Raw genomic sequence first — 17,911 nt, forward strand, 5'->3', positions numbered from 1 at the left:
CTCAGAGACGCCAACCGGCAAGCGGGGACGCGAGTTCGAAGTGCCCGGTTTCGATGCCGCGGCGGTTCAGGGTCGGCCCGTGCATCAGCGCCCGCGCGTCCGGGTGTTCGGGGTCGAGGACGCCGGCGCCCACCAGTAGACGCGCGATCGCGGCCTCGGAGGCGCGCGTCGCGCCGTCCTCGATCTTGACGGCGATGCCCAGCCGTTTCTCCGGAACGATCGCGGCAAAGACGCCCTCGGCGCCGGTCTTGATCGCGGCGCGGCCTTCCATCGCGCGCATCAGGCGGGTGCAGGCCTGCCCCTCGCCGGCGACGTATTCGGGATGCGCCATCATGGCCCCGGTCAGCCGCGCCATCGCCTCGCCCCGGCGGCCGCCGATATCGGATGCGGCCGCAAAGGCCGAAAGCGCGCGGGCGAATCCCGAAAGCGTCATCACGAAGTTCGGCGCCGAGCATCCGTCGATCCCGTACTCGTCGCAGGTCTCGCCGGACAATTCTTCGAGAGCGGACCGCACCGCACGCTGCACCGGGTGGTCGATCTCGAGGTATTCCGGCCCGGCCTCGAGATGTCTTGCCAGCGTGAGAAAGCCCGTGTGCTTGCCCGAGCAGTTGTTGTGCCGCTGGGCGGGCGAACCGCCCGCGCGGACGAGGTCGCGCATCGCCTCGTCGTCGTAGGGCCAGTGCGCGCCGCAGCGCAGATCGGCCTCCGAGCGCCCGATCGACGACAGCCACGACAGGACCATGTCGGTATGGATCGCCATGCCCCGGTGCGAGGCGCAGGCCAGCGCCAGTTGGGCCGACGACAGCCCGGCGGCATCCGCCGCGCCGCTTTCCACCAGGGGCAGCGCCTGGATCATCTTCACCGCGCTGCGCGGAAAGGTGCGCAGGCCCGGGTCGCCGAAGCTGGCCACGAGGCCGTCGTCATGATGCCAGACCGCGACGTGCCCGCGATGCGAGGACTCGACCATGGGCCCTCGGATCACGTGCAGAATCTCGGTCGCGTCGATATCGGTTCGCATCGTTTCCTCCGTTCGTGCCTTGCCGTTCCCATCCGGGTGGCGCAGGCGATTTTCCGCCATCGGGACTTCCGCTGGGGTGCATGATCCCCTATGGTTCCGGGCGGTAATTCCCTGCGCGTGCACAGTCCTGAACCATAAGCGCGCCGGGTTCCAGAGGCAGAAAATCGGCTGGAGGCTCACGTGTTGAGGAAGACTTCGATCACAGGCATTCTTGCTGCTGTGAGCATGATCGCTTTCGGCGGCATGGGCCTGGCGCAGGAGGAAAGCACCAACCGCGTCAGCGCGGACACCGACTGGAGCGTGTTCGTCGAGGACGATCCCACGCAGTGCTGGGTGGTTTCGCAGCCGACGGAGACGGTGAACCTCCGCGACGGAACCCAGGTCGAGGTGAACCGCGGCGACATCCTGATGTTCGTCAGTTTCTGGCCCGGACAGGACCGCATGGGCGAAGTGTCCTTCACCGGGGGCTATCCCTACCCCGACGGCCTTGTCGTAACGGTCGAGATCGGCAGCGACACATTCGAGTTCTACACCGAAAACCGGGACGTGGACGGTGGCCGGGTCGGGTTCGCGTGGTCGGCCTCGGCCGAAGAGGACGCTCGCCTGATCGCGGCCATGAAGCGCGGCGTCGATGCCGTCGTGACCGGCGTGTCCACGCGCGGGACCACGACGCGCGACACCATCTCGCTTCTGGGCTTCACCGCCGCGGTCGAGGATGCCGAGGCACGCTGCAGCGGCTGACAGGGTTTGCCTTGCAGCCTTGCAGGCCTTATCTGACCCGGATGCCTCCGAGGACAGACGACATGACCGCAAACGCCCCGATCACGCAGGACGTGCTGACCATTCCGCGCAAGTCGCCCGAGGGCGACCGTGTCAACCTCGTGGGGCTGACCCGCGACGGTCTGCGCGACGCCCTGATCGAGGCGGGAACGCCCGAGAAACAGGCGCGGATGCGTGTCGACCAGATCTGGCAGTGGATCTACCAGAAGGGCGTGCGCGACTTCGCCTCGATGACCAACCTCGCCAAGGCCTATCGCGCCGAGCTCGCAGCGCGATTCGAGATCCGCGTGCCCGAGGTCGTGTCGAAGCAGGTCTCGCTGGACGGGACGCGCAAGTATCTGATGCGGATCGCCGGCGGCCACGAGGTGGAGGTCGTCTACATTCCCGAGGCCGATCGCGGCACGCTTTGCATTTCCAGCCAGGTGGGCTGCACGCTCACCTGCTCGTTCTGCCATACCGGCACCCAGAAACTGGTGCGCAACCTCAGCGCCGGCGAGATCGTCGGCCAGGTCATGGTGGCCCGCGACGATCTGGATGAATGGGTCAGGCCCGGAGAGGGTTCGGGTGAACGTCCGCGGCTCATTTCCAACATCGTCCTGATGGGGATGGGCGAGCCGCTCTATAATTTCGAGAACGTGCGCGACGCGATGCGCATCGCGATGGACGGAGAGGGTATCGCGATCTCGCGGCGCCGGATCACCTTGTCGACCTCGGGTGTCGTGCCCGAGATCGCCCGGTGCGCGGACGAGATCGGCTGCATGTTGGCCGTGTCGTTCCATGCGACCACCGACGAGGTGCGCGACAAGCTGGTTCCGATCAACAAGCGCTGGCCGATCTCGACGCTTCTGGAGGCGCTGAAAGCCTATCCGAAGGCGTCGAATTCCGAGCGGATCACCTTCGAATACGTGATGTTGAAGGGCATCAACGACACCGACGACGACGCGCGGCGGCTGGTGAAGCTGATCGCGGGCATTCCGGCCAAGATCAACCTGATCCCGTTCAACGAATGGCCCGGGGCCCCGTACGAGCGTTCGGACTGGTCCCGGATCGAGCGGTTCGCCGACATCGTCTACAAGGCCGGTTATGCAAGCCCGATCAGGACGCCGCGCGGCGAGGACATCATGGCGGCCTGCGGCCAGCTCAAGTCGGCCACGGAACGCGAGCGCAAGTCGCGCGCCCGGATCGCGGCGGAGACCGGCCTGCAAGGCTGAAGGCGGCGCCGGTCGCTGGAAGAAGCTTCGGAAACCGCCGTTCGCACAACGGAAAAGACAACAGAAAAGACGGTCCGCATCGCGAACCGCCTTTTCCGTTCCGACTGATCCGGTTGGATCAGTTGTGGTGGATTGCCGCAGCGATCAGGATCAGGGCCAGAACCGGCACCAGGATCCCGCCAGCCGAGCTGGACGTGTCTTCGACAACGACCACGGGCTCGACCATCGGTTCGACCATGCCGCCGGCAAATGCGCCGGTTGCGACGACCGACAGAGCGGCAGCGAGAGCGAGTTTCTTCATAATATCCTCCAAGATACGCCCCGTTTTGTGCAACATGCACAGGTTAAGGGCACCCAAGACTGTACCTCGTGGGAATCTTTAAACAGCAACGGGCCGTAAATGCAATGCCAGCGCGATTTTCTGCGCCGCACGAAATGCCGCCTGTCGTCAAATTGGCAACACTCGCCGCGCGGTGTCTGACTGCATGGTTCCGACACCCTGCACAAGACGCCCAAAACTTCGATCAGGCCCTTGAAACATGGGGTTTCGCCGCACTTCGGCAGCGGTTCGCGGGGCTGATTCCAGGGGGTCGTGGTCACGCCATCCCGCAGCGCGACACGCCGTGAGCAATCCTCCGCCGACGCGACTCAGGGGAAGATGCCGATCGGCGTACCGTCCTGCACCATCGCGTAGATCCGGCGCATTTCCCTGTCCGACACCGCGATGCAGCCAGCGGTCCAGTCATCGGTCGCACGGAAGGCGCGCGGCGTGCCGTGAATGAAGATGTCGCCGCCGGGATCGACGCCAGCTTCCTCGGCCGCGGCGATGTCGTCCGCGTCGGGATAGTTGATGCCGATCGACAGGTAGTATTCGCTGTTGGGATTGCGCCGATCGACGATGTAATCGCCCTCGGGCGTGCGCCCGTCGCCCTCCTGAGCCTTGTGACCCTCGGGCGCGAAGCCGAGTTCGATCTCGAAGGCTTCGAGCACCTCGTCGTGATGCCACAGAACCATGGTCCGGCTGGACTTGAACACCTCGACCCGCGTCACTTCGGGACCGTCATACTCGATGAACCGGGAACACCCCGGTCCGGCGAGCAGGATCGCCAGGGCGGCGACCAGCGCGAGAGATTTCATGATCTGCAGCCTCGAGCGTGTTGTTCTTTCGCAGATCGTTACACGTTTTCGCGTCCGTCGGGGAGGATCATTCTTCCGTTTCGGCGGAAAGAAGCTGCGCCAGGCCCGCGCGGTAGTCGGGATAGCGCAGCGTGACGCCAAGCTCCCGCTTGATGCGGTCGTTCCGCACGCGCTTGCTCTCGGCGTAGAAGCTGCGCGCCATCGGCCCGAGGTCGGCCTTTTCGAACGGCACCTCCGGCGGGACCGGAAGGCCCAGAAGTCTGGCGGCATGTGCGATGACGTCCTGCGGCGGCGCCGGGTCGTCGTCGCAGATGTTGTAGATCGCGCCGGGGTCTGGCCGCCGCATCGAGGCGAGCAGGACCTGCGCGATGTCCTCCACGTGGCAGCGGCTGAAGACCTGGCCGGGCTTCACGATCCGCCGTGCGGTTCCGTTGCGCACCTTCTCGAAAGGCCCGCGCCCCGGCCCGTAGATGCCCGCAAGCCGGAAGACGTGAAGCGGCAGGCCGTGATCGCGCCAAAGTGCGCGCCATTCGCCCTCGGCGGCGACCCGGGCGCGCCCGCGTTCGGTCGAGGGGGTCAGGGGCGTATCCTCGTCCACCCAGCCACCGCCGTGGTCGCCGTAGACGCCAGTGGTCGAGAGGTAGCCCACCCACTGCAGGTCCGGCGCGGCCTTGGAGAACGCTTCGCGAAGATGGGCGAGCACCGGATCGCGTCCCTCGGCCGGTCCGGCCGTCGCCAGGACGTGTGTGGCCTTGGAAAGGTCACGGGCAAGGTCTTCGCCGGGGAAGACGCGTGCCGCGATCCCCTCGCGCGCAAGGGCCTCCGCCTTCTCTCGCGTGCGCGTCGTGGCCACGATGTCGCGCGGCCAGTCCTCGGGCCATGCCTGCACAAGCGCGCGCGCGGTGTAGCCCATGCCGAAGATCAGCAGCCTCATCGCAGTCTCTCCGTTGCCCATCTGGCCGCGTCAGACACCGTTTCGTCAGGATCGCCTTCCAGCCCCGCCGCCACCGGCAAGAGCCGCTCCGAACCAGAATTGCCTATTGCATACAGCACGTTGCGAACAAAGCGGTCGCGGCCAATCCGCTTGATCGGGCTGCCGGAGAACCTTGTGCGGAATGCCGCGTCGTCCAGGCCGGCCAGCTCTGCGAGGTCCGGCGCCTTCAGGTCGTCGCGCGCCGCGTAGCGCGCCTCGGAGGCCGTGACCGCGAACTTGTTCCACGGGCACACCGCGAGGCAGTCGTCGCAGCCGTAGATCCGGTTGCCGAGCGCAGGGCGCAGCGCGGGATCGACGGGTCCCTTGTGCTCGATCGTGAGGTAGGAAATGCAGCGCCGCGCATCCAGCCGGTAGGGCGCCGGAAAGGCATCCGTCGGACAGATGTCGAGGCAGGCGCGGCAGCTTCCGCAGTGATCCGTCTCGGGCGCGTCGGGCTCGAGGTCCACCGTGGTGAAGATCGCGCCGAGGAACACCCAGTTGCCGATGTCCCGTCCCAGCAGGTTGGTGTGCTTGCCCTGCCAGCCGAGGCCGGCGGCCGCAGCCAGCGGCTTTTCCATGACAGGGGCCGTGTCCACGAAGACCTTGATCCCCTCGCCCGGACAGCGGTCCAGAAGCCACCGGCCAACGCGTTTCAGGCGCTTCTTGACCAGGTCGTGATAGTCCCTGTTCCGCGCATAGACACTGATCGTGGCCTTTTCGGGCTGCGCGAGGGTCGCCATCGGATCCTCCTCGGGGGTGTAGGCTTCGGCGAGCATCACGACCGAACGCGCCTCGGGCCAGAGGGCGGCGGGATCGCCGCGCCAGGCCATGCGCTCTTCCATCCACGCCATCTGGCCGTGCCGCCCGTCCCCGACGAACCGCGCCAGCCTCCCGGCGGCTTCGGGGATCGCGTCGGGACGGCATACGCCCATCTTCACGAAGCCCGCGGCGCGGGCCTCGGCCATGAGATCGTGCTTGAGGCCGGTCAAAAGTCGAGGTTCGCGTAGTGCGGTGGCTGTGCGAAGCCCGAGATGTGGTCGGACAGGACCGACCGGAAGGCCGGGCGCGACTTCATCGTGGCATACCAGTCCTTGACCACCGGGCTCGCGGTCCAGTCCACGTCAGAAATGTAGTCGAGGCAGCTGATATGCGCCGCCGCCGCGAAGTCGGCCATCGTCATGCGGTCGCCGGCAAGCCAACGGCGGTGATCCAGAAGCCACTCCATGTATCGCAGGTGGAACTTGATCGCGTTGGCCCCGGTCTTCACCGCACGGCCGTCGGGATAGCCCGCGCGCATCACCTTCTTGTTGACGCGCTCGTAGACGAGGTTCCGCGTCACCTCGTGGTGGAACTTGTCGTCGAACCACGCGACGAGACGCCGGACCTCGACGCGGGCCTTGGGATCGGACGGCATCAGCGCCGGATCGGGCCGCGTTTCCTCGATGTATTCGCAGATCGCGTTGGAATCCGACAGGGTCAGGCCGTCGATCTTCAGGACCGGAACCTTGCCGGCCGGGTTGCGGCGCAGGAATTCGGTCGATGGCTCCCAGTATTTCTCGTCGATCAGCTCCACGTCGATCTTCTTCTCCGCGAGGACCAGACGGACCTTGCGGCAGAACGGGGACAGGGCGAAGTGGTAGAGGCGGGTCATGACAGCTCGACGGCGTCCTTGGGTTGCCGGACTACATGCCCGTCCGGCTGGAAAAATTCAATTCGCAAAGCAATCGTCCCGCCCATCGGCGCGAATCGTTGCCGCTCCGTCGCGTATGGCCGCCGCGCGGCGCTGCACGAAGTCCGAGGGGCTGCTGGCCGAACGGGCCTGCGGCGCGGGCAGGACCGCCGCAAGGCGCGCGGCCTGCGTTTCCGACAGATCCGCGGCCGGGACCCCGAAATGGTGCCGCGCCGCAGCTTCGGCGCCGAAGACGCCCTCGCCGAATTCGGCGATGTTGAGATAGACCTCGAGGATGCGCCGCTTCGGCCAGAGAGCCTCCATCAACGGGGTGATCGCGGCCTCGAGCGCCTTTCTCACCCAGGAACGCCCGTGCCAGAGAAAGGCGTTCTTGACCGTCTGCTGACTGATGGTGGAGCCCCCGCGCGCTGCGCCGGCCTCGATCGCGGCACGGATCGCGCGCATGTCGAAACCCCAGTGCAGACAGAAATCGGCGTCCTCGGCGGCGACGGCGGCGCGTTGCAGGTGGATCGAGATGTCCTCGATCGGAACCCAGTCATGTTCCACGCCGCCAAGCCGGAGGCGCTCGGACAGAATGTAGGGCGTCGTCGGCACCGGCAGGACGGCGTAGGCGGCGACCCAGACCAGCACGAAAACGCATAGGCCAAGCACGCCGCGCAGGACCCAGCGCCGCACCCGCCCCATCCATGCGCGCAGCGTCGACGGCCGGCGCGCCGTGCGGCCGGTCCTTGCCGGCGCCCGCCTGGCCCGGCCGTTCCGTTTTCCTGTCTTCGCCATGCCTGCCCGCCCGCCTCGAACGCGGTCTCGCCTTTTGCGGCCACCCTACCCGTTTCCGGCGCCCGCCTGAACCCCGCCCGATGCGCGCGCCGCGCGGATCTGGCCGGAAGGGTTCGCGGGTCACAGGCCGCCAAGCCCCCCCGCCACGAGGTCGGTCACGAGATCGGCGTAGTCCTCGCGCCCCGGCCAGCGGCCGGGACGGTGCCATGTGTAGAACCAGTTGAGCATTCCGAAGACGCTCATGGTGATGGCGCGGCGGCGGTCGCCAAGGCCCTCGGGCGAGGCCGCGTCCAGACGCTCGCCCAGCTGGCTCACCATTTCGCGCATCATGGCCACGAGTGGCTGGCGCATCGCCTCGGGCAACGTGTCGAGCGCGTCGAGCTGCACCATGTGGGCGTCGTCGGCATCCTCGTATTGCAGCAGGATTGCGCGGATCGTGTCGCGCAGCCGCTCCTTCGCCGTTCCGTCCTGCCCCGCCTCGAGGATCGCGTCCAGCAGGCGCGACAGGTGATCCTGAAGGATGTCGACCAGCAACGCCTCCTTGCTGTCGTAGTAATGGTAGATCAACGCCTTGGACACGCCGCAGGCGGTCGCCACCGAGGCCATTGACGCGCGGTCGTAGCCGAGCGCGGCGAAATGCGCCGCCGCGCCATGGCGGATCGCGTCGCGTTTGGCGGCATGGTCGCGGGCAAGGCCCCTCGGCATCGCTCAGTCCTTCGTCCGCTTGTCCACGATGCGCACGGCCTTGCCCTCGCTGCGCGGCACGCCGCCCGAGCCATGGGCGGCGATCTCGACGCTCAGGCCGATGCGCTCCTTTATGCGCCGCCGAAGCGCCCGCGCCGCGTGGTCCAGCACCTCCGATCCCATCGGCCCTTCCGCCGCCTCGACATGGACGATCATGGTGTCCATCCGCCCCTCCCTCGCCAGTTCGATCTGGAAGTGCGGGCCAAGGCCTTCGATCGCCATCAGCTGTTCCTCGATCTGGGTGGGAAAGACGTTGACGCCGCGCAGGATGATCATGTCGTCGGAGCGGCCCGTGACCTTCTCCATCCGCCGCATCGACCTGGCGGTGCCGGGCAGAAGCCGCGTCAGGTCGCGGGTGCGGTAGCGGACGATCGGGAACGCCTCCTTGGTGAGCGAGGTGAAGACCAGTTCGCCGATCTCGCCGTCGGGCAGCACCTTGCCGGTCTCGGGGTCGACGACCTCGGGGTAGAAGTGATCCTCCCAGACGTGCAGTCCGTCTTTCGCCTCGACGCATTCGCTGGCGACGCCGGGACCGATGACCTCGGAGAGGCCGTAGATGTCGACGGCGTGCATGTCGAATGCCTGCTCGACTTCGTGGCGCATCGCGTTGGTCCAGGGCTCGGCGCCGAAGATGCCGACCTGAAGCGGGCTTTGCCGGGGGTCGCGCCCCTGCGCGCGGTATTCGTCGAGGATGGACAGCGCGTAGGACGGCGTGACCATGATGGTAGAGGCGCCGAAATCCTCGATCAGCTGCACCTGCCGCGGCGTCATGCCGCCCGAGACGGGAATGACGGTGCAGCCGAGCTTCTCGGCCCCGTAATGCGCGCCGAGCCCGCCGGTGAATAGACCGTAGCCATAGGCGACATGGACGATGTCGCCGGGCCGGGTGCCCGCGGCGCGCATCGAGCGGGCCACGACGGCCGCCCATGTGTCCACGTCCCGCGCGGTGTAGCCCACGACGGTCGGCCTGCCCGTGGTCCCCGAGGAGGCATGGACGCGCGCGACCTGCTCGCGGGGGACGGCGAACATGCCGAACGGATAGTTGTCGCGCAGGTCCTGCTTCGTGGTGAAAGGGAATTTCGAAAGGTCCGACAGGTCCGTCAGGTCGCCGGGGTGCACGCCCTGCGCGTCGAAGGCCCGCCGGTAATGCGGGACGTTGTCGTAGGCGTGGCGCAGCGACCAGCGCAGGCGGTCGAGCTGGAGGGCCGCGATCTCGTCGCGGCTGGCGATCTCGATGGGATCGAGGTCGCCCCTGTCCGGTGCGAGGTCACGCATCGCCGTCCTCCTCGAAATGAACGCCAGCGATCTGCCGGGACGCGCCGCGGAACATCGCCACGACGCGGCCGTCGCCGCCGGTCACGGTCACGTCCGTCAGGCCCGAGCGGCCCGTCAGCGAGACCTCGCGCGCCTCGGCCACCAGGGTCTCGCCGCCGCGGCCGGGGCTGAGGTAGCTGATCGAGTTGTGCTGGGCGACGGCCACGCGGTTGTGCGAGTTGCAGGCGAAGGCGAAGGCGCTGTCGGCCAGCGTGAAGATGACACCGCCATGGCAGATGCCGTGACCGTTCAGGTGCTCGTCCCGCACCTGAAGCGACAGGCGCGCATGGCCCGGCCCGACCGCGTCGAGCCGCATCCCGACCCATTTCGACGCATGGTCGTCCGCCCACATGGCCTCGGCCGAGCGGCGCGCGCGTTCCTCTGGCGTCATGGCGGCCCTCCCCTGCCGGACAGCTTGTTGCAAAGCCGACCGAGCGGTCAAGTCTGTTGAGGGCTTGGCGCGACCCCGCCCCTCGTCTATTGGCAGCGCCATGAAACTGAAATCAGTCGAACTCGATGCGACCGCGCTCATGTCCGAGGTGATGTTCGGGCATGGTTACGCGCATTATGGATACTTTCCCGACGGCGCCCCGGAGGTCCTGTCCGCGCAGGCCGTCGGCGCAGCGCAGCAAGCCTACCTGGAAAAGCTGGTCGAGGCGATCGGGACCGTGCCTGGTGGCGTGGGGCGTATCCTCGACGTGGGGTCGGGCACGGGGGCCAACGCCCGCGCGCTGATCGAGCGCGGCTTCGATGTGGCCTGCGTCTCGCCGTCCTCGCAGATGAACGAGATGGCGCGCGCGAAGCTGCCCGAGGGCACGGCAGTGACGGACGCCTATTTCGAGACTTTCGAGAGCGGCGACCGCTTCGACCTCTGCCTGTTCGCCGAGAGCTTCCACTACATCGAGCTGGCGCCCGCCCTGCGCCAGGCCGCCCGCTATGCCGGCAAGGGCGTCGTGATCTTCGACTATTTCCGGCGCGCGGGGCACGAGCATCGCGACGGCACCCGCGGCACGCACGCGGCGTTCCTGGAGGAGGTCGCGCGCCAGGGCGCCTTCGAGATCCTGTCGGACGAGGACATGACGCAGGCGATCACGCCGACCTTCGTCATCCACGAGCATATCAAGAACGAGAAGGTTGCTCCGTTCGTCAGGCGGTTTCGCGACGAGTTGCGGCGCGAGTATCCGTGGCGGGCCTGGGCGCTGGACAAGCTGTTCGGGCGGACGCTCGACAAGCTCGGCCGCAAGACCGGCCGGTCGGAGAGCTTCGCGCGGGTACACGAGTACCGGCTGATCGTGATGCGGCGGACCGGCGGGGAGGCCTAAGGCAGCGGAGCGGGTTCCCCGCACGTCACCTGTCTCGCTGCGCTCGGGTCAAGGGGCTCCGCCCCCCGCGCCTGCGGCGCGTCCCCCGGAGTTTTTCGCAAGGATGAAGCGCCTCGCCGGGCCCCGTCAGGATGCGTAGTCCGCGCCTTCGGCGTCGAGGACCTCGCGCAGGCCGCCGAGGAAATCCGCTTCGGCCGCCGTGTCGCCCTCTTGCTGGCGGGCGGTCAGTTCGGCGATCTCGGGAGACAGCTCGCGCAGGGGGCGCCCGGTCTGGAGGGCGAGGACGTAGGTGCGCGCCGCGCGTTCGAAGTAATAGAGACGCATGAAGGTCTCGGCCACGGTCTCTCCGATGAAGAGGACGCCGTGGTTGCCCATGATCATGGTCCGGACGGAGGGATCCTGGAACAGGCGGGCGCAGCGGGTGCCTTCCTCCTCAAGGGCGAGGCCGCCGTAGTTCTCGTCGACGACCTGACGGTTGTGGAAGATCGCCGAGGATTGGTCGATCGGGGGCAGGCGGCTGTCGGCGAGGCAGGCGAGCACGGTCGCGTAGGTGGAATGGACGTGCATCGCGCAGCGGGCATGGGGAACATGGCGGTGCAGGCTTGCGTGAAGCCCCCAGGCCGTGGGGTCGGGCGCATCCGCACCCTGCGCGCTTTCCGGGTCGTCGGCGTCGATCACCCAGAGATCGGAGGCGCGGATGCGGCTGAAGTGCTTGCGCGGATTGATCAGGAACCGCGTGCCGTCATCGTTCACGGCGAGCGAGAAGTGGTTGGCGACGCCCTCGTGCATGTTCTCGCGCGCCGTCCAGCGGAAGGCCGCCGCGAGATCGGCGCGCTGTCGTGCATGGTCCATGCGGCGTTTCCTTTCGTGTTGCGGGGCCGAGACGCAGACTACCGGCACGGGTTGCTGCCGCAAGGGCATTGCGCCATGCAGGTTCTGTTGCGCCGACACGAACGATCCGCGCAAATTCCCGGCTTTGGACAACGGCTGACCCCAATGGCGCCGCATTTCGGAACGAGGTTGGGCGGCGAGTGGAACTGCACGATGCGGGAACGTCGATGGATCGTTTGACTGAAATGGAAGCTTTCGCCACGGTCGTCGACCAGGGCGGCTTCACGGATGCTGCGAAGAAGCTGGGCATTTCGAAGTCTGCGGTCTCGAAGCACGTCTCGAGCCTGGAGGCGCGTCTCGGCGCCCGCCTTCTCAACCGGACGACCCGGCGGGTCAGTCCCACGGAGATCGGTCTGGCCTACTACGACCGCGCCCGCAGGGTCCTGAACGACGCCGGAGAAGCCGACGCGCTGGTGACGGCGATGCAATCGGCCCCGTCGGGGACGCTGCGCGTGTCGATCGCGACCGATTTCGGGGTCAATCACGTCTCGCCCATCCTCGGGAGGTTCCTGCACCAGTATCCCGACATCACGGTGAACATGGAGCTGAACAACCGCTACGTCGAGCTGATCTCGGAAGGGTTCGACATGGCGATCCGGGTGGGAGAACTCGAGGATTCGAGCCTTCGGGCGCGCAAGATCTGCGAGACGCACAAGCGCATGATCGGTTCGCCCGCCTATTTCCAGACCTATGGCCGGCCGGCGCGGATCGACGACCTGAACGATCACAAGCTGCTGCATTATTCCAACGCATCCTCCAGCAACGCCTGGAAGATCACCGCCCCCTCGGGCGAACAGCGCCAGGTGCGCACCGGGGGCTGGCTGACGGTCAATGATGGTCAATCCCTTCTGAATGCCGCGATCGGCGGCCTCGGGATCGCCTACCTGCCCAGTTTCCTTTACGCCGAGGCGATGCGCGAAGGCCTTCTGGAGGACGCGATCCCCGATCTTCCCTTCGAGGTTCTTGGCATCTACGCGGTCTATCCGCCGGGACGCTTCATCCAGCCCAAGGTGCGGTCCTTCATCGATTTTCTCGTCGACAGCTTCCGCGACAAGGGGCCCGAGGACTGGTAGGCGCGGCCTCCGGTCAGCCGCCGCCCAGCACCACCACCTCGACACGCCGATTGGCTTCGCGGCCCTCTTCGGTTGCATTCGTGGCCCGTGGCGCGAGATAGCCGATGCCTGCGGCCTCAACCTGCGCCGGATCGACGCCGAGACGGTCCACGAGGTAGCGCCGGACCGCGTCGGCGCGGGCCTCGCTCAGCGCGATGTTGCTGTCGCGTCCGCCTTCCGAATCCGTATGGCCGACCAGAACGACGCGGCGCGCGGCGTCCTCGGACAGGAACCCTGCCAGCGTCCTGAGCGAGGCGTAGCCGCTGTCCGAAAGCTCCGACGCGCCGGTGCCGAACGTCAGGTCGTCAAGCGCCGCGCTGCCGTCGCGGAGAAGCCGTTCGACGATCGAAAGGCCGGCCTGGGGAACCGCGGGCGGTTCTGTCCGAGGCCGATCCGTGCGCGCTGGCGCGTCGGCCGGGGGCGTGGTCCAGTCCGGGGCATCGGCGCCGTCGCCCACATGCACGGCGTGCACATGCAGCGTTTCGCCGCCGCGCGACACGGTGATGGCGACGGCCTCCGCGCCATCGTCATCCAGCGCCGAAACGTAGCGGAAGTTGCCGAGGTCGACATACATCTCGGGACTGCGGCCCATGTCGAGCCGATGCCGGAAATCGAAGCCGCCGCAGGCGGTGTCGGCGCAGGAGAAGGCGATCTCGAAGCCCTGGGCCTCGAGCTGGGCCTCGAGCGCGCCGGCGAGCGCATCCACGGTTTCCGCCCCCGGGGACAACCGGATCCGCCATGTCGCCCTTTGCACCATGCCCGCGATTTCGCGGATCGGCACGGATCCGACGCGCCATGGACCGACGGCGATCTCGTGCCGGCCCTGCGTCCGCGCGCCGGACCCCGCAAGCTCGGCGTCCGGTGGCAGATCGAGCTCGAAGGCGAGAGCGAGCCCGGCCGAGGCGAACCAGGGAAGGAGCGCCAGCAGGACTACGGGCGTCGAGGGGCGTTGGCATCCCGTCATGGTTGAGACAAGGCCTTCATTTTGCACGGTAATGATAGCGCCCCGCCGCCTCCATGCCCATCGAGGCATAGAGCCGCTGCGCGGCCGCGTTTTCCTGCGTCACGAGGGCGGCGAAACGGTGCGCGCCCTGGCGGCCCCCCCAATCGGCGGCGGCCTGGACCATGGTGCGCGCGAGGCCCCTGCGCCGGGATGACGCCGCGATCTCCAACGCGTGGAGCATCGCGATCTCGCCGTCGAGCGCGACGAAGGCGGTTCCGGCGGGCCTGTCGCCGATCCGCCCGAAGATCGAGGTCCTGCGGCCCCTCGCGCGGTGCATGATGGCGAGCCGTGCGGGTCCTATGCCGCCCGCGGCCCAGATGTCCTCCTGCACGGCAAGGGGCGGCCAGATGTCGAAGCAGCAGACCGGCGGCGGGGCCGCGGCGATCGCGCCCGTCTCGGCGCAGAGCATGTCGGTGGCGTCGCGCACCCTGTAGCCCTCGGCCTCGAGTGCTTCGTCGAGCGGCGCTTGCCAGTCGAAGACCATGAAAAGCGGCGTCTGGCCCGATGCGGACTGGGCGGCGGACACCGCCTGTATATCGTCGGGCCCGATGCCTTCGCCCGTGCCGGACGTGTCGGTCAGCCGCGCGGCGGACACGCGGTTGCCGCCGCCCGCGCCTTGCGCGCGGCTGAAGCGGCCCACCCTGGAGGTCGCGGCGGGCGGCCAGGTCGCGGCGATGGCATCCGCGAGTGCGACCGCAATGGTGGTCATTTCGCTTCCGGGAACAGGCGGGCAAGTTCGCTCATGACCCGGTCGACGGCCGCGCCATCTTGCCCGCGGACCACGATGTTCGAGCCGTGCACCCCGTCCCTGATGAACGGGTAGGAGCCGATGGAGACCTCGGGATGCGCCCGCGCGAGATCACCGAGCGCCGAGGCGATGTCGCCCTCTCCGCGCACGACGCGAAGCGATTGCGACAGGACCGGCGCGCCGCCGGTGAGCGTCGGCAGGAGGCCTGCAAGCATCGCCTCGAAGATCGATGGGACGCCCGCCATGACGTGGACGTTGTCGAGGGAAAAGCCGGGCGCCGCCGAAACCGGGTTGTCGATTAGGGTCGCGCCTTCGGGAATGCGCGCCATGCGCAGCCGCGCCTCGTTCAGCTCTTGGCCGCTGCGGTCGTAATGCGCCTGCAGGATCGCGCGCGCGTCGTCGCGGACGCCAAGCGGAACCTCCAGCGCCTCGGCCACGGCGTCGGCCGTGATGTCGTCGTGCGTGGGACCGATGCCGCCCGACGTGAAGACGTGATCGAACAAGGCCTTCAGCGCACGGACGCCCTCGACGATCCGGTCGTGTTCGTCGGGGACGATGCGGACCTCCGAAAGGCGGATGCCGTGATCGGTCAGCGCGCGCGCAAGGTGGTGCATGTTGGCGTCGCGCGTTCGCCCCGACAGGATCTCGTCCCCGATCACGAGCATTGCGGCGGTTGGATTTTCCATTGCGCGGTTTCCGTCCCTTGGCATTCCGGTCCGTCCCGGTATAGGGGCGGGTCCATGCGCTTTCAAACGCCGCTTGTGCCTGCAAGGCTGCTTCGCCGCTACAAGCGGTTCCTGGCCGATGCCGAACTGACGGACGGCACCACCGTCACCGTTCATTGCCCCAATCCGGGCAGCATGATGGGCCTTGCTTCCTCGGGCGCGCGAATCTGGCTGGAGCCCAACGAGGATCCCCGCAAGAAGCTGAAGTTCGGCTGGCGCCTGGTGGAGCTGGAGGGCGGACACATGGCCGGCATCGACACCGGCGTTCCCAACCGCATCGTGGGCGAGGCGCTGGCCGGGGCGCGCATCGCCGAGCTGGCCGGTTACGACACGATCCGGCCCGAGCAGCCCTATGGCGCGAACAGCCGGATCGACTTTCTCCTGAAGGGCGCGTCCCGTCCCGATGCGATGGTGGAGGTCAAGAACGTGCATCTGCGCCGGGAGGGCGACTGGGCCGAGTTTCCCGACTGCGTGACCGCGCGGGGCGCAAGGCACCTCGACGAGTTGCGCGCCGTCGCCGCCTCCGGCCGCCGAGCGGTCATGCTCTATGTCGTGCAGCGCAGCGATTGCGCGCGCTTTCGCCTCGCACCAGACCTCGATCCGGCCTATGCCGCGGCCTTCGACGCCGCGCGCGACAGCGGTGTCGAGATGCTGTGCTACGGCACGTCGATCACAGCCGAGGGGATCACGCTCGCCGGCCCGCTTCCGGTAGATCCCGCCCCGCAAGCCACCCGCCTCCCCGTCAGGTCGCCCTGACTGGAAATCGTGGCGGAAAGTTCCTATTTATCGGGCGACAAAGCTCCCCGGAGACACGTTTTGGACGACTTCAAAGGCCGCCTCACCAAGGACGGCATCCGCATCCACAGCCCCGAGGACTTCGCCGGCATGCATAAGGCCGGGCGGGTCGCGGCCGACATCCTCGACCGCGTCGCCTCCCTCGTGGTGCCCGGCGTCACGACGGCCGCGCTGGACGAGGCGATCGAGCGCATGGTCGACGAGGCCGGCGCGACCTCGGCCACCATCGGCTACAGGGGCTACGAACACGCCAGCTGCATCTCGGTCAACCATGTCGTGTGCCATGGAATTCCGGGGGCCAAGGTCCTGAAGGACGGCGATATCCTGAATATCGACGTGACGGTGATCGTCGATGGCTGGTTCGGAGACACCAGCCGGATGTTCGTGGCCGGCCGGATCGGGCGCAAGGCCGAGCGGCTGGTGCAGGTGACGCACGACGCCCTGATGATCGGTATCGACGCGGTGCGGCCCGGCAACACCTTTGGCGACATCGGCCATGCGATCCAGACCTTCGTCGAGGGGCATCGCATGGCTGTGGTGCGCGACTTCTGCGGTCACGGACTGGGGCAGGTGTTCCACGCGCCGCCGAACGTCCTGCATTACGGACGGCCCGGAACCGGCCCGGTCCTGGAAGAAGGCATGTTCTTCACGATCGAGCCGATGGTGAACCTTGGCCGTCCCGAAACCAAGGTGCTGGCGGATGACTGGACGGCCGTGACGCGCGACAAGAGCCTTTCGGCGCAGTTCGAGCATTCCATCGGCGTCACCGCGACAGGCTGCGAGATCTTCACGCTGTCGCCTGCGGGCCGCTTCCATCCCACCTGGGACTGATCCGGCCGGCGTCGTGCGGCTAACGTTCGGTTAATGATTTCGGGCGAAGCTTCGGCCATGTCCAGGCAGCCCTCGTTTTCCTTCGACGACATGTCCGCGACCTTCGCCGGCAAACCCGTCACTCCGCGAACGGCAGTTCAGGCGTCGGGCCCCTCCACCGGTGCCGAGCTGCATCGCCACGCGCATCGTCAGCGCTTGCGGCAACGCTTCACCGACGGTGGGGCGGACGCGGTGCCGGATTACGAGCTTCTGGAAATGCTGCTCTACCGCGCGATAAGGCGCGGTGACACCAAGCCGCTCGCCAAGGCGCTTCTCAAGCGCTTTGGCGACCTGAACCACGTCCTCGCCGCCGCGCCGGCCCGGTTGCGCGAGGTCGATGGAGTTGGCGACCAGGTGATCTTCGAGCTGAAGCTGATGGAGGCCGTGGGCCACCGCATGGCGCGCGCCCGCGTGCTGAAGAAGGCCGTCCTGTCGTCATGGGACGCGCTTCTGGATTATTGCCAGTCCGCGATGGCGCATCGCGACATCGAGCAGTTCCGCGTCCTCTATCTCGACCGCAAGAACGTCCTCATCGCCGACGAGGCGCAGGCCGAGGGCACGGTGGACCACGTTCCCGTCTATCCCCGGGAGGTCGTGAAGCGCGCGTTGGAGCTGAACGCGTCGGCGCTGATCCTCGTGCACAATCATCCTTCGGGCGACCCCACGCCCAGCCGTTCGGACATCGAGATGACCTATGCAATCCGCGACGCGGCCGAGGTTCTTGGCCTCGTGATCCACGATCATCTCGTGATCGGAAAGGCACGCGTCCTGAGTTTCCGGGCCGAGGGCCACCTCTAGGCG

At 67.5% G+C, this 17,911-nt stretch carries 21 protein-coding genes; 7 read left to right on the forward strand and 14 right to left on the reverse strand.

From position 1 onward, the window contains the following. Position 1 precedes the first annotated feature (1 nt). Positions 2-1,018 carry an asparaginase gene (locus P6F26_RS01030; RefSeq protein ID WP_278026767.1) on the reverse strand — a complete coding sequence of 339 codons (1,017 nt, stop codon included), beginning with the start codon at positions 1,016-1,018 and terminating at the stop codon, positions 2-4. Positions 1,019-1,243: 225 nt separating this feature from the next. On the opposite strand from P6F26_RS01030, the gene P6F26_RS01035 reads away from it, so the two are divergent. Together P6F26_RS01035 and rlmN are read left to right on the forward strand one after the other, a co-directional pair. Further along, positions 1,244-1,759, forward strand: coding sequence for an invasion associated locus B family protein (locus P6F26_RS01035; RefSeq protein WP_278026864.1), 516 nt, complete (start codon positions 1,244-1,246; stop codon positions 1,757-1,759). A gap of 62 nt (positions 1,760-1,821) precedes the next feature. Further along, positions 1,822-3,009, forward strand: a complete 1,188-nt coding sequence (gene rlmN / locus P6F26_RS01040; RefSeq protein WP_278026768.1) for a dual-specificity RNA methyltransferase RlmN — start codon at positions 1,822-1,824, stop codon at positions 3,007-3,009. A 118-nt stretch (positions 3,010-3,127) separates the two neighbouring features. On the opposite strand, the gene P6F26_RS01045 is transcribed toward rlmN, so the two are convergent. The 9 genes from P6F26_RS01045 to paaI all read right to left on the reverse strand — a co-directional run bounded on the left by P6F26_RS01045 (position 3,128) and on the right by paaI (position 10,035). Further along, positions 3,128-3,310 carry a hypothetical protein gene (locus tag P6F26_RS01045; protein WP_278026769.1) on the reverse strand — a complete coding sequence of 61 codons (183 nt, stop codon included), beginning with the start codon at positions 3,308-3,310 and terminating at the stop codon, positions 3,128-3,130. 347 nt (positions 3,311-3,657) lie between these two features. After that, positions 3,658-4,146: a L,D-transpeptidase family protein gene (locus tag P6F26_RS01050; protein ID WP_278026770.1), complete on the reverse strand. Its 489-nt coding sequence runs from the start codon at positions 4,144-4,146 to the stop codon at positions 3,658-3,660. A gap of 67 nt (positions 4,147-4,213) precedes the next feature. Then, the gene (locus P6F26_RS01055) at positions 4,214-5,080 is read right to left on the reverse strand and encodes an SDR family oxidoreductase (RefSeq protein ID WP_278026771.1); all 867 of its coding nucleotides are present in this window, start codon (positions 5,078-5,080) and stop codon (positions 4,214-4,216) included. After that, positions 5,077-6,084 carry a tRNA epoxyqueuosine(34) reductase QueG gene (queG, locus tag P6F26_RS01060; RefSeq protein WP_430736708.1) on the reverse strand — a complete coding sequence of 336 codons (1,008 nt, stop codon included), beginning with the start codon at positions 6,082-6,084 and terminating at the stop codon, positions 5,077-5,079. Before queG ends, P6F26_RS01055 begins: the two co-directional genes overlap by 4 nt. Before the next feature lie 20 nt (positions 6,085-6,104). Next, entirely contained in the window at positions 6,105-6,770 is a 666-nt protein-coding gene (gene fzlA / locus P6F26_RS01065; RefSeq protein ID WP_278026773.1) for an FtsZ-binding protein FzlA, read from the reverse strand. A 57-nt stretch (positions 6,771-6,827) separates the two neighbouring features. After that, positions 6,828-7,586 (reverse strand): monofunctional biosynthetic peptidoglycan transglycosylase, encoded by a 759-nt coding sequence (gene mtgA, locus P6F26_RS01070; RefSeq protein WP_430736703.1) that lies wholly within the window; start codon positions 7,584-7,586, stop codon positions 6,828-6,830. 120 nt (positions 7,587-7,706) lie between these two features. Then, complete coding sequence (locus P6F26_RS01075) at positions 7,707-8,291, reverse strand: TetR/AcrR family transcriptional regulator (RefSeq protein WP_278026774.1); 585 nt, start codon at positions 8,289-8,291, stop codon at positions 7,707-7,709. Between the two features lie 3 nt (positions 8,292-8,294). Then, entirely contained in the window at positions 8,295-9,605 is a 1,311-nt protein-coding gene (gene paaK, locus P6F26_RS01080) for a phenylacetate--CoA ligase PaaK (protein ID WP_278026775.1), read from the reverse strand. Further along, positions 9,598-10,035 (reverse strand): hydroxyphenylacetyl-CoA thioesterase PaaI, encoded by a 438-nt coding sequence (paaI, locus tag P6F26_RS01085; RefSeq protein WP_278026776.1) that lies wholly within the window; start codon positions 10,033-10,035, stop codon positions 9,598-9,600. The genes paaK and paaI overlap by 8 nt, the downstream gene beginning before the upstream one ends. Before the next feature lie 100 nt (positions 10,036-10,135). On the opposite strand from paaI, the gene P6F26_RS01090 reads away from it, so the two are divergent. Next, a complete protein-coding gene (locus P6F26_RS01090) occupies positions 10,136-10,966 on the forward strand; it encodes a class I SAM-dependent DNA methyltransferase (RefSeq protein WP_278026777.1) in 831 nt (276 codons plus the stop codon). A 126-nt stretch (positions 10,967-11,092) separates the two neighbouring features. On the opposite strand, the gene P6F26_RS01095 is transcribed toward P6F26_RS01090, so the two are convergent. Then, positions 11,093-11,887: a class II aldolase and adducin N-terminal domain-containing protein gene (locus P6F26_RS01095; RefSeq protein ID WP_278026866.1), complete on the reverse strand. Its 795-nt coding sequence runs from the start codon at positions 11,885-11,887 to the stop codon at positions 11,093-11,095. A 137-nt stretch (positions 11,888-12,024) separates the two neighbouring features. Between P6F26_RS01095 and P6F26_RS01100 the strand changes: the two genes are divergently transcribed. Then, positions 12,025-12,930, forward strand: coding sequence for a LysR family transcriptional regulator (locus tag P6F26_RS01100; RefSeq protein ID WP_278026778.1), 906 nt, complete (start codon positions 12,025-12,027; stop codon positions 12,928-12,930). Between the two features lie 13 nt (positions 12,931-12,943). On the opposite strand, the gene P6F26_RS01105 is transcribed toward P6F26_RS01100, so the two are convergent. Genes P6F26_RS01105 through P6F26_RS01115 form a run of 3 tightly spaced genes read right to left on the reverse strand, consistent with a single transcriptional unit; the run spans position 12,944 to position 15,406 of the window. Continuing rightward, positions 12,944-13,933 (reverse strand): OmpA family protein, encoded by a 990-nt coding sequence (locus tag P6F26_RS01105; protein ID WP_278026779.1) that lies wholly within the window; start codon positions 13,931-13,933, stop codon positions 12,944-12,946. Between the two features lie 16 nt (positions 13,934-13,949). Then, positions 13,950-14,681 (reverse strand): GNAT family N-acetyltransferase, encoded by a 732-nt coding sequence (locus tag P6F26_RS01110; protein ID WP_278026780.1) that lies wholly within the window; start codon positions 14,679-14,681, stop codon positions 13,950-13,952. Next, complete coding sequence (locus tag P6F26_RS01115) at positions 14,678-15,406, reverse strand: competence/damage-inducible protein A (protein WP_278026781.1); 729 nt, start codon at positions 15,404-15,406, stop codon at positions 14,678-14,680. Before P6F26_RS01115 ends, P6F26_RS01110 begins: the two co-directional genes overlap by 4 nt. 54 nt (positions 15,407-15,460) lie before the next feature. On the opposite strand from P6F26_RS01115, the gene sfsA reads away from it, so the two are divergent. Genes sfsA through radC form a run of 3 tightly spaced genes read left to right on the forward strand, consistent with a single transcriptional unit; the run spans position 15,461 to position 17,908 of the window. Further along, positions 15,461-16,201, forward strand: coding sequence for a DNA/RNA nuclease SfsA (gene sfsA, locus P6F26_RS01120; protein ID WP_278026782.1), 741 nt, complete (start codon positions 15,461-15,463; stop codon positions 16,199-16,201). A gap of 60 nt (positions 16,202-16,261) precedes the next feature. Beyond that, positions 16,262-17,071: a type I methionyl aminopeptidase gene (gene map / locus P6F26_RS01125; protein WP_278026783.1), complete on the forward strand. Its 810-nt coding sequence runs from the start codon at positions 16,262-16,264 to the stop codon at positions 17,069-17,071. A 57-nt stretch (positions 17,072-17,128) separates the two neighbouring features. Next, positions 17,129-17,908 carry a RadC family protein gene (gene radC / locus P6F26_RS01130; RefSeq protein ID WP_278026784.1) on the forward strand — a complete coding sequence of 260 codons (780 nt, stop codon included), beginning with the start codon at positions 17,129-17,131 and terminating at the stop codon, positions 17,906-17,908. Positions 17,909-17,911 lie beyond the last annotated feature (3 nt).

This window comes from Roseicyclus salinarum, from assembly GCF_029624655.1.
In the GTDB taxonomy this organism is placed as follows: Bacteria; Pseudomonadota; Alphaproteobacteria; order Rhodobacterales; family Rhodobacteraceae; genus Roseibacterium; species Roseibacterium salinarum.

Bases quoted from the DNA above. Each gene is read 5' to 3' on its own strand.
- rlmN (WP_278026768.1), top strand. From the start codon at position 1,822: ATGACCGCAAACGCCCCGATCACGCAGGACGTGCTGACCATTCCGCGC.
- P6F26_RS01090 (WP_278026777.1), top strand. From the start codon at position 10,136: ATGAAACTGAAATCAGTCGAACTCGATGCGACCGCGCTCATGTCCGAG.
- sfsA (WP_278026782.1), top strand. From the start codon at position 15,461: ATGCGCTTTCAAACGCCGCTTGTGCCTGCAAGGCTGCTTCGCCGCTAC.
- P6F26_RS01095 (WP_278026866.1), bottom strand. From the start codon at position 11,887: ATGCCCTTGCGGCAGCAACCCGTGCCGGTAGTCTGCGTCTCGGCCCCG.
- P6F26_RS01105 (WP_278026779.1), bottom strand. From the start codon at position 13,933: ATGACGGGATGCCAACGCCCCTCGACGCCCGTAGTCCTGCTGGCGCTC.
- queG (WP_430736708.1), bottom strand. From the start codon at position 6,084: ATGGCCGAGGCCCGCGCCGCGGGCTTCGTGAAGATGGGCGTATGCCGT.
- P6F26_RS01110 (WP_278026780.1), bottom strand. From the start codon at position 14,681: ATGACCACCATTGCGGTCGCACTCGCGGATGCCATCGCCGCGACCTGG.
- paaI (WP_278026776.1), bottom strand. From the start codon at position 10,035: ATGACGCCAGAGGAACGCGCGCGCCGCTCGGCCGAGGCCATGTGGGCG.
- radC (WP_278026784.1), top strand. From the start codon at position 17,129: ATGTCCAGGCAGCCCTCGTTTTCCTTCGACGACATGTCCGCGACCTTC.
- paaK (WP_278026775.1), bottom strand. From the start codon at position 9,605: ATGCGTGACCTCGCACCGGACAGGGGCGACCTCGATCCCATCGAGATC.
- P6F26_RS01030 (WP_278026767.1), bottom strand. From the start codon at position 1,018: ATGCGAACCGATATCGACGCGACCGAGATTCTGCACGTGATCCGAGGG.
- P6F26_RS01045 (WP_278026769.1), bottom strand. From the start codon at position 3,310: ATGAAGAAACTCGCTCTCGCTGCCGCTCTGTCGGTCGTCGCAACCGGC.
- P6F26_RS01055 (WP_278026771.1), bottom strand. From the start codon at position 5,080: ATGAGGCTGCTGATCTTCGGCATGGGCTACACCGCGCGCGCGCTTGTG.
- P6F26_RS01100 (WP_278026778.1), top strand. From the start codon at position 12,025: ATGGATCGTTTGACTGAAATGGAAGCTTTCGCCACGGTCGTCGACCAG.
- mtgA (WP_430736703.1), bottom strand. From the start codon at position 7,586: ATGGCGAAGACAGGAAAACGGAACGGCCGGGCCAGGCGGGCGCCGGCA.
- P6F26_RS01050 (WP_278026770.1), bottom strand. From the start codon at position 4,146: ATGAAATCTCTCGCGCTGGTCGCCGCCCTGGCGATCCTGCTCGCCGGA.
- P6F26_RS01035 (WP_278026864.1), top strand. From the start codon at position 1,244: ATGATCGCTTTCGGCGGCATGGGCCTGGCGCAGGAGGAAAGCACCAAC.
- fzlA (WP_278026773.1), bottom strand. From the start codon at position 6,770: ATGACCCGCCTCTACCACTTCGCCCTGTCCCCGTTCTGCCGCAAGGTC.
- P6F26_RS01115 (WP_278026781.1), bottom strand. From the start codon at position 15,406: ATGGAAAATCCAACCGCCGCAATGCTCGTGATCGGGGACGAGATCCTG.
- P6F26_RS01075 (WP_278026774.1), bottom strand. From the start codon at position 8,291: ATGCCGAGGGGCCTTGCCCGCGACCATGCCGCCAAACGCGACGCGATC.